The 15,371-nt window shown below is 36.2% G+C and carries 13 protein-coding genes; 10 read left to right on the top strand and 3 right to left on the bottom strand.

Going from position 1 to position 15,371, the window contains the following annotated elements; translation table 11 throughout:
- Window positions 1-8: 8 nt before the first annotated feature.
- From QDN89_RS06690 to QDN89_RS06680, 3 genes are all read right to left on the bottom strand, one after another.
- Window positions 9-1,985: a TRAP transporter permease gene (locus tag QDN89_RS06690; RefSeq protein ID WP_280769321.1), complete on the bottom strand. Its 1,977-nt coding sequence runs from the start codon at window positions 1,983-1,985 to the stop codon at window positions 9-11.
- Window positions 1,986-2,245: 260 nt separating this feature from the next.
- A complete protein-coding gene (locus QDN89_RS06685) occupies window positions 2,246-3,316 on the bottom strand; it encodes a TAXI family TRAP transporter solute-binding subunit (RefSeq protein ID WP_280769320.1) in 1,071 nt (356 codons plus the stop codon).
- A 137-nt stretch (window positions 3,317-3,453) separates the two neighbouring features.
- Entirely contained in the window at window positions 3,454-4,845 is a 1,392-nt protein-coding gene (locus QDN89_RS06680; RefSeq protein WP_280769319.1) for an MATE family efflux transporter, read from the bottom strand.
- A gap of 167 nt (window positions 4,846-5,012) precedes the next feature.
- On the opposite strand from QDN89_RS06680, the gene QDN89_RS06675 reads away from it, so the two are divergent.
- The 10 genes from QDN89_RS06675 (at window position 5,013) to QDN89_RS06630 (ending at window position 15,350) form a co-directional block, all read left to right on the top strand.
- Window positions 5,013-5,891, top strand: coding sequence for a helix-turn-helix transcriptional regulator (locus QDN89_RS06675; protein WP_280769318.1), 879 nt, complete (start codon window positions 5,013-5,015; stop codon window positions 5,889-5,891).
- Between the two features lie 124 nt (window positions 5,892-6,015).
- The gene (locus QDN89_RS06670; protein WP_280769317.1) at window positions 6,016-7,740 is read left to right on the top strand and encodes a methyl-accepting chemotaxis protein; all 1,725 of its coding nucleotides are present in this window, start codon (window positions 6,016-6,018) and stop codon (window positions 7,738-7,740) included.
- Between the two features lie 392 nt (window positions 7,741-8,132).
- The gene (locus QDN89_RS06665; protein WP_280769316.1) at window positions 8,133-9,455 is read left to right on the top strand and encodes a sugar ABC transporter substrate-binding protein; all 1,323 of its coding nucleotides are present in this window, start codon (window positions 8,133-8,135) and stop codon (window positions 9,453-9,455) included.
- 70 nt (window positions 9,456-9,525) lie between these two features.
- The gene (locus QDN89_RS06660) at window positions 9,526-10,845 is read left to right on the top strand and encodes a sugar ABC transporter permease (protein ID WP_280769315.1); all 1,320 of its coding nucleotides are present in this window, start codon (window positions 9,526-9,528) and stop codon (window positions 10,843-10,845) included.
- Window positions 10,846-10,871: 26 nt separating this feature from the next.
- Window positions 10,872-11,714, top strand: a complete 843-nt coding sequence (locus tag QDN89_RS06655; protein WP_280769376.1) for a sugar ABC transporter permease — start codon at window positions 10,872-10,874, stop codon at window positions 11,712-11,714.
- Window positions 11,715-11,950: 236 nt separating this feature from the next.
- Window positions 11,951-12,994: a LacI family DNA-binding transcriptional regulator gene (locus QDN89_RS06650; protein WP_280769314.1), complete on the top strand. Its 1,044-nt coding sequence runs from the start codon at window positions 11,951-11,953 to the stop codon at window positions 12,992-12,994.
- A gap of 155 nt (window positions 12,995-13,149) precedes the next feature.
- Window positions 13,150-14,253: an AI-2E family transporter gene (locus QDN89_RS06645; protein ID WP_280769313.1), complete on the top strand. Its 1,104-nt coding sequence runs from the start codon at window positions 13,150-13,152 to the stop codon at window positions 14,251-14,253.
- Window positions 14,254-14,348: 95 nt separating this feature from the next.
- Window positions 14,349-14,720 (top strand): rhodanese-like domain-containing protein, encoded by a 372-nt coding sequence (locus QDN89_RS06640; protein ID WP_280769312.1) that lies wholly within the window; start codon window positions 14,349-14,351, stop codon window positions 14,718-14,720.
- A 120-nt stretch (window positions 14,721-14,840) separates the two neighbouring features.
- A complete protein-coding gene (locus QDN89_RS06635) occupies window positions 14,841-14,984 on the top strand; it encodes a lmo0937 family membrane protein (RefSeq protein WP_280769311.1) in 144 nt (47 codons plus the stop codon).
- A gap of 96 nt (window positions 14,985-15,080) precedes the next feature.
- Window positions 15,081-15,350, top strand: a complete 270-nt coding sequence (locus tag QDN89_RS06630; protein ID WP_280769310.1) for a hypothetical protein — start codon at window positions 15,081-15,083, stop codon at window positions 15,348-15,350.
- Window positions 15,351-15,371 lie beyond the last annotated feature (21 nt).

Here is a 15,371-nt window from a genome sequence, read left to right as displayed (position 1 = left end):
TTAATTCTTTATGCATTACTTTCTGCATTTGTTGGCGTTTCTCTTTTTTTTCGTTTGTGTTGAATATAGCCTATCAATACAAACAATACAAATCCAGACAATTCAATGACCAAATTTTCTGGATAGATAAGCATGATACCTGCAGCGAGAAGAATAAGCCTTTCATACCATTTGAATGAATATACAAAGTAATTCATCATTGTAGCACTTATTGCTGCCATACCTAGAAGGGCCGTAATAACCAATTGAACGACTGTTAACACGTCCGCATCTTGTAATAACAGTGCTGGATTATAAACAAAGACGTAAGGAATAATAAACCCAGCGATTGCTAACTTGAAGGCCATGACACCTGCTTTCATCGGATTTGCTTTGGCAATACCCGAGCCAGCGTATGCGGCTAAACAAACAGGCGGTGTGATATCTGCAACGATTCCAAAATAAAACACAAACATGTGAGCAGCAATATCAGGGACTCCATAAGCCATTAAAGCTGGAGCGGCCATGGATGCCGTAACTACGTAATTTGCCGTTGTTGGTAAGCCCATTCCTAGTAAAATACACGCTATCATTGTAAAGAACAAGAGCAAGAAAAGACTGTCACCGGCAATTTCCAATAATCCACCGGCAATTTTCCCACCTAAACCAGTAAATACAACGACACCAACGATAATACCCGCAGTTGCACAGGCTGCAATAACAGGGAGGGCTACTCTTGCCCCTTGTTCGAAAGCATCGACAATATCTCTTGGCTTCATGCGTGTGTCTTTACGGAAAAAGCTTACAAGAAAGGCAGTCCCAATTCCCGTTAACGCAGCATAAGTTGGTGTAAAACCATTAACGAGCATAGAAACAATTACGATAAGAGGTAAAAGTAAATCTGCTCGTTTAGCGAGACCTTTCATTGAAGGTAATTCACTTTTTGGAAGACCTGTAATACCGTACCGTTTTGCTTCAAAGTGCGTTCCCATGAATACTCCAGTGAAGTATAGCATCGCTGGGATAATACCAATAACAATAATATCACTATAAGATACACTGGATACATACTCTGCCATAATAAACGCAGCAGCACCCATAATGGGTGGCATGATTTGTCCACCAGTTGAAGCAGATGCCTCCGCTGCCGCAGCAAATTCTGGTCTGAACTTGGCTCGTTTCATCATTGGTATCGTAAACGAACCAGAAGCAACGGTGTTTGCAACAGAACTTCCTGTAACCATTCCTTGCAGAGCTGATGCAGCAACAGCGGCTTTGGCCGTACCACCAGTGAAGCGACCTGTTGCACCGAAGGCTAAATCATTAAAGTATTGACCTACTCCAGTTTTGGTTAACATTACACCAAAAAATAGAAAGAGAAAAATATAGGTTGAAGAAATTTGTATTGGTGTTCCGAATATAGCATCAGAAGTGAAAAATAATCTTCTAGCAAGGCCTGGCCAATCAAACCCACCGTGTCCAAAGTAAGGAATATTTGTTCCGTATAAACCATAAATAATCGCTAAAGAAGCGATGACAATGATTGGAATTCCCACGGCTCGACGAGTAGCCTCTAATAAAAGAACAATACCTATTGTAGCGACAGCGATATCAAGGTTGGAAAAACCAAGAATTCGAGCAGGTCCAGTTATCCAATCATATCTGAATAAAATATAATAAACGGACCCCATCGATAGAAAGGCTAAAATGACATCGTACCAAGGGATACCAACTTTTTTTATACCAGTTCTACGAAATGGATAAAGAAGGAAAATAAGTCCCATTGCTGTTCCTAAATGAACAGATCCTTGCATTAAATATACTAACGGTCCACCATTTTGTGGAAAAGCTCGCCATAAGTGAAAAACAGTTAATGAAATAGCGAGAAATGAGATAACCCATTTCCATTTACCGGTGTTTTGCCGGAAAGAAGACTCTTTATCGTATTTCGCTAGCATTTCTTGCTGTTCTTCTTCTGAAAGCATTTCTTTCTCTTTATCTACCATACTTTCACCTCACCTTTATTAACTTTTATTCATTTCTCATTGACCTTATGTAAAAAAGAGATCGACGAAAAGGTAGGAGAATATATATTCCTGCACTTTCGTCGATGTTCTGTCATAACAATTTGCGACAGAGCAATATGAACAAGGTATCTTTTTTTTATCATAGTTTTATAACTAGCACAATGGTTAAATTTGGAATATCGAAAAAAAAAGACCGGACACGTTCTTTCTTGAGGTCCGGCCTCGATCATCGTTAATCTTTACTCTAATACACCAATCTCTTCGAAGTATCTCTCAGCGCCTGGGTGAAGTGGAAGACCATCAGAACCATTCATTGCATTCTCTTCTGTTAGAAATTCACCTTGTGGATGAGAAATATCTCCACTGTTTTCATAAAGTGCTTTCATGATGTCATAACCAAGATCTTCATCAATCAAATCAGTCGATCCAACTAATACTGCATAAGCAGTAATTGCTTGAACATCTTCTTCTAAGAAGTCATAAGAATCAGCAGGAATTGTTAATGCTTCATATCCGCTGTTTTCTTCTACATATTGAAGACCTTCTTCGCTAACAGGAATTAAGTTAATATCTCTAGAAACAGCAAGTTCATCGATACTTCCTGCAGGAAGACCAAGTAGTCCAAATGATGCATCTAAGTTACCATCTTGGATTCGACCAGCAGCGTCACCGAAACCTTCTTCAAAAGCATCGTAATCGCCATCTTCAATACCATAAGCTTCAAGAATTAATTTAGCAGCAGCTTGAGTACCACTTCCTGGAGGTCCAATGGCAATCGAAGCACCTTCAAGGTCACTAATAGATTCGATACCAGAGTCAGCTCCAGTAACAATTTGCATGACTTCTGGGTAAATGTGACCCATGAAACCAAAATTATCAATTGCTACTCCTTCAAAGTCACCGTCACCAGTTAATGCATCTAAAGCTGGAAGGTGAACGGTCATTCCAAGTGCCATTTCTCCTTGAGAAATACTTACAATATTATCAACAGACGCGCCTGAAGAAACGGAGCTTAAGTCAAATCCTTCTACTTCAATATTGTTGTTGATCACTGTTGCCATTTCCTGACCTAGTGGATAATACGTTCCACCCGTGCTTCCTGTACCTAATTGAAGATTTCCAACATTCACGTCGCTAGCTTCATTATTTCCTTCATCTGCAGCGTCATTGTTGTTGTTTTCCTCTGCATTGTTATTGCCACCAACGTTGTTATTTTCATTAACATCGTCGTTGTTGCCATCTCCACAAGCGGCCAATACTAAACTACCTGTCAAGACCAATGCAAACATCGAAGTAAATTTTCTCTTCAACTTAATTCCCCCTTATTTTTTTAAAATAGTAAAAATACCAACATACGTATAGAAGTGTTGATATTCTATTTAATTTAACCAAAATAATTAAAGATTGTCAAAAGGTTCTATTCTAATTGGGCTTTAAATGTCACTAACTAATTTACATGGGCTTTCTGCTCCTCGCCTTCCCCTTTCGAATCGACAAAGGACATTTTCTCCCATTTTCTAGTTTTCCATCTACGAAGCATCAGAAGCCCTCGAAGCCATTCATCTAGAATCAATGCAATCCATATACCTACTAATCCAAGTCCAAGCCAAATTCCAGCAGCATAAGAAACTGTTACGGAAACACCCCACATGGATAGAATGCCAATATAAACGGGATACCTTACATCTCCTGCTGCGCGAAGAGAGTTGATTACTATTAGATTAAATGCGCGTCCCGGTTCTAAAATGACAGTTAAAATTAAAAGAATACTTCCTAATTGGATGATTTCTGGGTTATCCGTAAAGATAGTCAAAATTTGTTGTCGAAATAACGCGAACATAAAAGCCGCAAAAGTTGACACACTCATGCCGATCCATAGAGAACGTAAGCACCTCTTATATGCTTCTTCATGCCTTTTTTCTCCAATTAAATGTCCCACAAGTATTTGTGTTCCTTGCCCAATCGCAATGGAGAAAAGGAATGCAAACATCATAATATTTAATGTGTAAACTCTTGTTGTAAGGGCTGCTGTACCCATTGTTGCAATGAAATACGTAATAACCATTTGTGATGTGTTATAGGATAAATGTTCACCAGCAGACGGGATACCAATTCGTAGTAAATCTTGAACCTCTCTTTTTGGAAACTTTTTAGTTAAATAACTCCAAGGGAGATCTCCTTTCACTCTTTTATACAAAACAATAAACAAAATAACTGTTCCGACTCCTCGACTAAAGGCAGTGCTCATAGCAACTCCAGTTGCACCGAGAGACGGAGCACCGAAAGCACCGAAAATAAAAATATAATTTCCGATTACATTAAGAACATTCATGCCTAATGTGACATACATGGCATCTTTTGTGAAACCGTGACTTTTTACAATGGCAGATAATGTCATGATTAGCGCTTGCACAAATGCAAAACCACCAACAATTCGTAAATAAATAAGAGCGGTGCTCATTAATTCTTCAGGTAAGTTCATCGCAGTTAAAATCTGTTCACCGAAAAAAAACAAAAGAATGCTTAAACCGAACCCAAAAAGGATGTTCGCACAGATGGACACGACGGCAATTTGAGATGCTCGTCTTGGTTTATTTGCGCCTAAGTTTTGGGCGATAAGGATGGTTGTTCCTGTAGCTACGAAACCAAACATGACGATAATAACACTCATAATTTGATTAGATACACCTACGGCAGCAACGGAATTATCATCATACTGACTTAACATTAGTGTGTCAGCATTTCCCATTAACATATGGAGGAGAATTTCAATAAAGATTGGCCAAGTTAATGCAAAAAGAGTGAGCTTGGCAGTATTGTTATTTTGTTTATCACTCAAGTAGAACACCTTCTTTAATAGTTGTTAGAATCATCTGAAGGTAGCGATCATTTATGATATAAATCAACGAACCAAAGATTTCTTTCTTATTATCATAAAGGAGTATATAGTAAGTTAATAGTAAAAAAAACGAATAGTATTGAACAAAAACGACTTGGAGGGACGATATGATACGCGCAATAAATACAGTTATTCCGCCCTTACCCGTTTTTATTAAAGGGTCGAATGCGACATTTCATAAAGGAAAACAACATTTTCTACGACAGTTCGACATTTTTGATATTTTGTTTGTTACGAAAGGTAAGCTATATATGAAGGAAGATGGTATGGGTATTACAGTGGCGGAAGGACAATATTTAATTTTAGTACCTCATTTGGAACACTCTGGGTTTCGCCCTTGCGATGAAAATACAGAATTTTTTTGGGTTCATTTCACTTTCCATTCATCCTTTTCCTTAGTAGAAGAAAAGAAACTAGATTGGTCTAATATAATTAAACGAAATCATACGTTTACAAAATCTGATTTATATGAATTATACTTACCTAGATTTGGAACTTTTCGTAGAAAAGAACAAGCAGTTAACCTATTCACTAAACTTCTGAACATGAACGATTCTACTGAGCCATCTGATAAAATGAAACAGCAAACCTATTTTTTCGACATTATTATTCAAATTCAAAAAGACGCTCTGGAAGTACCATCTAGTGCCCAAAACATAGCGTTACAGTGTGTTGAATACATAGATAACCATTATAAAGAATTAGACTTTCGTGTGAGAGATATGGCTCAAAAATTACTATATCATCCAGACTATGTAACAAGAGCAATGAAAAAAACAATTGGAATGTCGCCCGTTCAATACTTGAATCAATGTCGATTGACAAAAGCAAAAGAGTTGCTTCAACAAGAAAGTTTAGACTTACTAACTGTAGCAAAAGAAGCTGGATTTACAGAAGTGAGCTATTTTTCTAGAGTATTTAAAAAAAATGAAGGGATGACTCCAGGAGAATATAGAAGGGTTAGTTTTACAAACTATATCAAATAAATGAATAAAATGTCATAGATGATTCTAATGATAAATGGTATAATTGCCCTAACTGCAAACGATTGCATATATAAATTGCAGTTATTTTAGCTAGTTCTTTCATTATAAAGGGGGAAAGTAATGTATGGGCAGGAAAAAGAAAAAAGCAAAGAAGAAAATTAGAGAAAGGAAATTGATTCATAAACTTTATGGGCTTACGAGTATTATCTTGTTCGTCTGCATTTTATCAGGTGGGGCTATTTATTATTACAGTCAAGATGTTTCCGAACAAAGTCAACGTTTGGAAGAATCCGCTTCCTTTCAACAAGATTATACGGAATTAGTAAATGGTTTAAAACAAATGAGTTTAATACAATATCAGCTAACTACGTCTGGTTATAATGAAGATCATATTGAAAAATTTGAAGAACTTCTTCAAGATACAAGGGTTTTACATGATAATTTAAAATCAGAAGTAGCAACAAACGAAGAAGCGAACCATTATTTTAGTTTTTTAGACGATGTGATTCTTTCTTATGAAGGTACATATGACCAATATTTTTCTACTATATTTGTCGGTAATGAAGTGGATCAAATAAGAAACAGAGTGACGCCAGTTATTACAAGAAACGAAGAATCGATTAATACAGTAAATGAAAGAATCCAAACATTTTTAGAAGGGGAGAGAGAAGAAGCCTCCGTATCGTTGCAATCGTCTATTAATATAACAGATACAGTCACACTGATCGCATTAACGACCTTAATTATCGTACCATTGATCTCTTTATTACTTTTCGCCAAAAATTTAAACAAAGGTGTTCAAATGGTTATGAATCGAATTGGTGCTTATCATGAAGGTAATTTTGATTATATAAAGGATAGTAATAGATCAGATGAATTTGGGAAAATTGATTCAAGGTTAACAGAAATGGGGATGAGACTATCTTCTTTGTTGGAAAGAAATGATCAAGTAAGTGGCGAAGTGTTAAATGTCGTAAAAGAGACCTCTCATAAATCATCCGAACAGTTAGAAGGGATGAGAATAATTCAAGACACGATGGACGAATTCTCACAGGAGATGGAAAGACAAACTGACTTCACTGGAACCATATCTGCAACAACAGAAGAAGTATCTGCAAGTTCTGAAGAAATACAATCGTCCATTGAATATATGAGTAACCAAATGAAATCGTTAGAAGATGTTTCAAACGAAGGTCTTGTATTAATGAATGATGTTGAAGGAACAATGAATATATTAAATGAAGAAACAGGGAGTACAGCTAATCGAGTGAAAGTGATGCAAGAACAGTTAAATCATATTACATCATTCCTAAAAGGGATAGATGATATTGCTGATCAAACGAATTTGTTAGCGATTAACGCCTCTATTGAGGCTGCAAAAGCTGGTAAAGAAGGCAGAAGCTTCTCCGTAGTTGCCGATGAAATACGGAAACTATCTCAAGGAACAAATACATTTTCAGCACAAACAAAAGATGTTCTTGTAAAATTAAGAAACGAAGCAACAGAAGTGGTTCGTGCGTTTCATGATTTTCAGAATCAGAGTAACGAAGCGAGAGATAAAACCGCTTCGTCTGCAAGACTTTTTCAACAAATTTCAACAGATAATTCAAAAGTTTCCCAAGAGCATCGAGATATTAATGAATCGATTATGCAAATAAATCACGCCATAGAAGATGTCGTAAATTCAGTAACAGAATTAGTCGATGGTGCAAACGTGTTGCAAGAAAAAAGTGGAAATGTCAAAACCATTTTAGAAGAACAAACCGAACGCCAAAAACGATTATCAGAAGAAGTAACATCACTGGAGAATTTAGCTGAAGTTCTTAAAGAGCAACGAATTAACAAGTAACATAATATGACAAAAAGGTGACATTATGAAAAATACCTTTTAATTCATAAAAAAAGGTTGTGTTTTTGATTCACCTAGATGTATAATAAAATTATAAAGTGGTGCAAACGATTTCACAAATAACGGTGGAATCGTTTAAAATCACTTTGCGCAAACGATTGTCTAATGTCAGACTTCTTCTCACCTCTTTGACGAAGTTGGTCCATCTATTGGATGTGAAACCATTAAAACCTTCCGATATAAATTGAAAATGAACTAGATTTTATCGTTTTGAAAGCGATTACGATCTTTGTAAAATATTTTCATATGATTGAGGCATTTGGGAAAAGGTTTAGATAAGGGCACACGAATTGCGCACCAAAAGAAACTTAAAATATTAAGGGGGAAGACAAATGTTAAAAAGTAAATCATTCTTAATGTCGTTGATGCTTGTATCTTCGATCGGATTGGTTGCATGTGGTGGAGGAAACAATGACGACGTGAACGAAGCTCCAGCAAATGATCCAGAAACGAACAATGCAGAAGAAAACAATATGAATAATGAAGGTAATGAGGAAGCAGCAGGAGATGCAGACGCTCCTGAAAAGCCTGAAGAGCTTGCAATGTGGGTAAACGATGAAGATGCACAATTAGACGCTTATGAAGAGATTGCTGATAAGTTTACTGATGAATATGGAATTGAAGTTAATGTCACTCCTTATTCTATGCTTGATCAAACAGAAGGTATGTCTTTAGATGGACCAGCTGGTCAAGGGCCAGACTTGTTCTTCCAGCCGCATGACCGTATGGGTGACATTCACCTTCAAGGTTTAGCTGCAGAATTGGAATTAACAGACGATCAACAAGAGCGTTTGTCTCATTATAATGAGGAAGCTGTAACATCGTTTAGCTATGAAGGAATTCAATATGGTATTCCTGCTGTAGTTGAAACATATGCATTATTCCGCAACACAGACTTAGTTCCAGATGCTCCAGAAACAATGGACGATTTAATGGATGTTGCACATGATTTAACTGACGGAAGCACTTATGGGTTTTTGATGGAAGCAACTAACTTCTACTTCACATATCCGTTCTTAACTGCTACTGGTGGTTATGTATTCGGTCAAGATGAAGATGGCGTTTATGATGCTGACGACATTGGTCTAAATAGTGATGGTGCAGTAGAAGGTGCTGAAATTATTCAATCTTGGTTTGAAGAAGATTTAATGCCTGATGGAATTGACGGCGACGTTATGAACGGTCTATTCACAGATGGTCAAGTTGGTATGGTTGTAACTGGACCGTGGTCTATTCCTGACTATGAAGAAGCTTTAGGCGATAGCCTTGAAATTTCTACACTTCCAACTCAAGATGGAGAAGTATTAAGCTCTTTCTCTGGTAACAAAGGTTGGTTAGTGAACTATTACACAGAAAATGAATATTGGGCAACAGAATTAGCGTTGTTCTTAACTAACGCTGAAAACTCTGAAACATATTTCCAAACAGCTGGTGAGTTACCTGCACACACTGATGTAGAAATTGACGATGAGTTCATGTCTCCAATTTTTGACCAAACACAATATGCTGAACCAATGCCAAACATTCCAGAAATGTCTCAAGTTTGGGAACCGATTGGTGACGCACTTGAATTCGTCTCTCAAGGGGATGACCCACAAGAAGTACTTGACGAGGCAGTAGAACAAATCAAAGAACAAATTTCTATCATGAATTAATATTAGTAGATGATGAGGGATTGAGGAGAAAATCTTCTCAATCCCAAATCTTTCACAGGAGGAAGCTAATATGGCTATGAAAAACAGTCAAGACAGTCAAGACAGTCAAGAAATTTTAGTCAACCCGAAGCATAATCCGACTGTAGCTGCGCTGCTTTCAATTATTCCAGGGCTCGGACAAGTTTACAACAAACGATATATCAAAGGTGCCGCCTTGTTCATTCTCTTTGCTGCTTTTGTGATTGCAATGATTGATTTCATCAGTACCGGTCTGCAAGGGTTGGTGACGCTAGGCGAAGTTCCAAGGGAAGACGATTCCAGAGTCTTTTTAAGTAATGGAATACTTTCATTGATATTCACAGTTTTCTTTTTAGCATTCTACATTTTGAATATTCAAGATGCCCTTAAAGACGCAAAGAGAATACAATTAGGTTGGAAAGTACCAAACATCCGCGAGGGATTTAGAAATGCATGGGATACAGCATTCCCTTACGTATTAATTGGACCAGGGTTATTCTTACTAATGTTTGTTGTTGTGTTCCCATTACTCTTCATGGTATTTCTTGCATTTACAAACTACAACTTATACAATGCGCCACCTAGACATATTCTTGAATGGGTTGGCTTTGAGAACTTCACGAACTTATTTACGATTAATGAGTGGAGAAATACCTTTATTAATGTATTATCTTGGACTTTAATTTGGACATTCGTAGCGACAACACTACAGATTGCTTTAGCAATGTTCTTAGCAATTTTAGTCAATGATCCTAGAGTAAAATTCAAAAGGCTGATCCGAACGGTATTTATTTTACCATGGGCGGTTCCGGGTTTTGTAACAATTATCATTTTTTCAGCAATGTTTAATGACAACTTCGGTGCCATTAACTTGCAACTTATTGAACCATTGTTTAACATGCGAATTCCTTGGCTACAAGATGCTACATGGACAAGGATTGCACTGATTATGATTCAAGTGTGGTTAGGCTTCCCATTTGTTTATGCTCTGTTTACAGGAGTATTGCAAGGGATATCTAGTGACTGGTATGAAGCAGCAGATATAGATGGTGCAAATCGTTGGCAGAAGTTCAGGAATATTACGTTTCCTCACTTAATGTTTGCTACAGCACCACTATTGATTATGCAGTACTCGTTTAACTTCAACAATTTTAATATTATCTATCTTTTCAATCAGGGTGGTCCGGCAGTAAGAGGGCAAACAGCTGGTGGATCAGATATATTAATATCTTGGATTTACGGACTAACATTTGAAAATCAACAATTTAACATGGCAGCAGCTATATCGATTATCTTAGGGTTACTCGTAGCGACTTTTGCATTTTTCCAATTCCGTCGTTCACGTTCCTTTAAAGAGGAGGGGACTTTCTAATGAGCACAAAAACAGTAAAAAAACCAATGAGTAGTAAACGAAAAAATCTATTAGAAATGATTGCGATATATACGATCATTGGAATTATGTTTGTGATCATCCTTTACCCTCTTCTATGGGCATTTGGATTATCGTTAAACCCAGGTAGATCACTGTATGGTGCGACAATGATTCCAGAAAACTGGTCGCTTGTTCACTATGAATGGCTATTCTTTGATCCGCGAAGTAACTATTTAATATGGTATAGAAACACATTAGTTGTAGCACTAACCGTATCATTTTTGGCAACATTTATCGTTGGATTAACGGCATACGCATTTTCAAGATATCGATTCAAAGGTAGAAAAAATGGTTTGTATGCATTTTTACTTTTGCAAATGTTCCCTGTTCTCATGGCGATGGTAGCCTTGTACATTCTATTAAATACGGTTGGGCTACTTGACAGCTTGGTAGGGTTAATTATCATCTACATCGGTGGAGCGATTCCGATGAATGCGTTCTTAGTTAAAGGTTATTTCGATACGCTTCCACGAGAACTTGATGAATCAGCCAAAATCGATGGTGCTGGGCATTTTAGAATCTTTTTCCAGATTTTACTTCCACTAGCTAAACCAATTTTAGCAGTTGTTGCGCTCTTTAATTTCATGGCACCTTTTATGGATTTCATTCTTCCACGAATTGTGTTGAGAAGTCCAGAAAATTATACACTTGCGTTAGGTTTGTTCAACATGGTTAATGACGAGTTTGCAAATACGTTCACACGTTTTGCTGCGGGGTCGATTTTAATCGCCGTACCAATAGCAGCAGTTTACTTATACTTGCAACGTTATTTAATTTCTGGATTAGCATCTGGAGCAACCAAAGGTTAATTAGAAATAAGAACATCGAGATATGGGGGAAGGAGGTCACATTCCTTTTCTCGTATCTTTTTTTAGTTAATGATGAATGAATAATACTTTTTGTTGCTTTCGGAAGTATTTTATATTGTTCTTTTATATCGAACAGGCTAAAATGAGAGTAATCATTCTGAACAGCTATAAAGAATAAATAGTTGAATAATTGGATAAAGTATGGATTAATTTTTATAACGAAGGGATGAAATAACATGGCAGTAACAATAAAAGATGTCGCAAAAATAGCAAATGTTGCCCCTTCTACCGTTTCACGTGTGATTGCAAATAGCCCACGTATCAGTGAGCCTACGAAAGAGAAAGTCCGTGAGGCAATGAAAGAATTAGGGTATCATCCAAACTTTAATGCCCGAAGCCTTGCAAATAAAAGTACAAAAACGATCGGACTGGTTATGCCTAATTCTGCAAACAAAACATTTCAGAACCCTTTCTTCCCTGAGGTTATTAGAGGTATCAGTTCGAAAGCTCACCAGTTAGAGTACGGACTATATTTATCAACAGGACAAACGGAAGAAGAAATTTTTGAAGAAGTGCAGGACATGGTTCAAGGAAAACGAGTGGATGGTATTGTTCTTTTGTACTCAAAAGTGAATGATAAGGTGATGAACTATCTTTATAATGAAAAATTTCCATTTACCGTAATTGGAAGACCTTATGATGATCAGATGAAAGACATTACTTACGTCAATAATGATAATTTAAAAGCAGCAAAAACTGTGACCGAATATTTAATCCTTCTCGGGCATCAGCAAATTGCATTTATTGGCGGTAATTTAGATACCGTCGTCACATTAGACCATATGAAGGGGTACGAAAAAGCATTAACCAATGCGGGAATTGAACCTCGTAAAGATTACGTTGTTTTCCATGAAGAGCTTCAAGAAGGTGGTCAAGAGGCTGTTATCGACTTGATGAGCCTTACAGATCGACCTACAGCTCTTATCGTTGCTGATGATATAATGACATTTGGTGTGATGAGAATGTTAAATGAAATGGAAGTGAAAGTTCCAGATGATATATCGATTATTAGCTTTAATAATGTGATGATCTCTGAGTTATCAACACCACCAATGACAACTGTTGATATAAATATTTTTAGTTTAGGATATGAAGCGGCAAATTGTCTCATTGACGAAATTATTCATCCAGAAATGGAGTCTAAACAAGTCATTATTCCTCATAAAATGATTAAACGGCAATCTTGCCAAAGACTCGTTCGAAAGTTGTCGAAACAATAAATCGCATGTTGTATAACTAGTTAATTCATACTAATTATATAAAGGCTACTAAGCTACTTGAAAAGAGATCATTTCCCTTTTTCAAGTAGCGTTTTTTTGTTTCAAATCAATGTGGTATAATTTTTTGTATATCAGGATGGAATGAGGAGATTCATGTGTTTCAATCACGTTTTTTTAAACTATTAGCAGCTATATTAGTAATCTTGTTAATCATCTTAGTAGGTACAGAAGTCTCATTTATTTTTCGCCCTCTCGTTGTTTTTTTTCAAACTTTATTTATCCCTTTTTTAATTGCTGGGGTATTATTTTATCTATTAAGACCAATAGTTCATTTATTACATATGAGGAAAGTACCGAAAGTCATTGCTATTCTCATCATTTATATAGGAATGATAAGTGTTATTACGATGCTAGTATTATTAGTTGGACCGATCCTTCAAGGCCAAGTAATGAGGTTAGTCGATAATGCGCCAATGTTATTTGAAGAACTTAGGAAATTGTTAATTCAAATAGAAGATAATGAGTGGTTTTCTCGCTTCCAAGAGACGGAGAATTTCTCAATTGAAGAAATTACGAATAATTTGACAAACTATCTTACTGAAGCGTTTGATTTTATCTCATCTAACATTGCTGGATTCATTGGAGGAGTCATTAATATTCTTCTCATTTTCATTGTTGTTCCTTTTGTGTTATTTTATTTACTAAAAGATGGGGAGAAGGCACCCAATCAACTTTTACGTTTTTTGCCTGAAAAACAGCAGTCTGAAGGGCACCGAATTCTAGAGGATATGGATGATAAACTTAGTTCTTACATACAAGGTCAAATTATTGTTAGTGTATGTGTGGGTGTCTTAATGTACATTTCGTTTCTCATTATCGGAATTGAGTATTCGCTTATTTTAGCTTTAATTGCTATGTTTACTAATGTTGTCCCCTTTGTTGGACCTTGGATTGGAACGGTTCCAGCAGTCATTGTGGCAATTATTGATTCTCCATTGATGGTGTTATGGGTTATCCTAGCAATTGTTATCGTTCAGCAAATTGAAAGTAATTTAATTTCACCACAAGTGATGGGACGGAAATTAGCCGTTCATCCATTAACGATTATTGTATTAATTTTGGTTGCCGGAAGATTTGCTGGATTATTAGGATTAATTTTAGCTGTCCCAACATACGCAGTAGCAAAAGTAATTATTTCTCATATGTATCGATTGTTTCAATTGCGGAAAAAGATAGATAAAGAATTCAATAAAAGATAGGCTAAAGTAGCGAGAAGTTGTTCTCTTTACTTTAAATACCTTCTGAGGTATTGTGGTGGGTAAGAGAACTAAACATAACTATTGAGGTGATTAGAGTGAGTAATGAATATAATGGAGTCAAACAAGTTGATACAACAGAATTAAAAAAGATTCTAGCAAATAAAAATAAAGAAAAAGTTGTCATTGATGTGAGAGAGCCAGAAGAATACTATAGTGGTCACATTCCTGGTGTACCGCTATTACCAATGCATTCCATCCCCAATTTACTAGAAGGGTTTGATAAAAACAAAGAATATGTCTTTGTATGCCGTAGCGGTAATCGTTCACAAAATGTATCATTATTTATGAAAGAACAAGGGTTTGAGAATGTAATTAATTTCGATGGTGGTATGCTAGATTGGGATGGAGAAGAGAAACAAGGCCCTGAAAAAGAAATTCAAAATGTCGATGAATTAAAGAAATGGTAATAATAGTGAAAATGTCCTAATTTCCTTCTGTGAGTCCACAGAAGGTTTTATTTTTTTGTTTTTCGGTAATAGTCGATTCTAAGACATAAAATAATTAAAATTTAATTGGAGGAAGATAAAATGCTTTGGACAATAGTTGGAATAATCGTTTTAATGTGGTTATTAGGGTTTAGTTTTGAAGTTGGCGGAGGACTTATTCACTTATTATTAGTTGTTGCTTTAGTTGTAGCCGTCATTAATTTAATAAGTGGGCGACGGGTTTAACGCAATTTGAATTGATAAATCAAACGAAAACGGACAGAATAGCAATCAAGAAACTAGTTGAGAATAGATCATTGTGTTTAAAAAGGAGGATTTATCATGGGAAGTAAATGGCTCACGTCAACATTATTTGCAACCGCAGTTGCTGCAGGAAGTTATTATTTAGGTAAACCTGAAAACAGGGAAAAGGTTACCCATAGAGTTAATCAGTTAAAGGCAAAAATAAATAATAAAACGAATAAAGATCATCAATCTCATTTAACCGAAAAAGTAGGACATTCTGATCCTTATGATATTGAAGATAATTCAATGGTAGATGAAGGAGCAACTTTTTCAGTTAATTATTATAATGAAAAATTAAAACAATAATGATGTAGAAGCCACAATTCA

The sequence above is a fragment of the Salipaludibacillus daqingensis genome, from assembly GCF_029891575.1.
Classification (GTDB): domain Bacteria; phylum Bacillota; class Bacilli; order Bacillales; family Salisediminibacteriaceae; genus Salipaludibacillus; species Salipaludibacillus daqingensis.
Note: the sequence above shows the minus strand (reverse complement) of the source record. Positions and strands in the feature narration are given on the sequence as shown.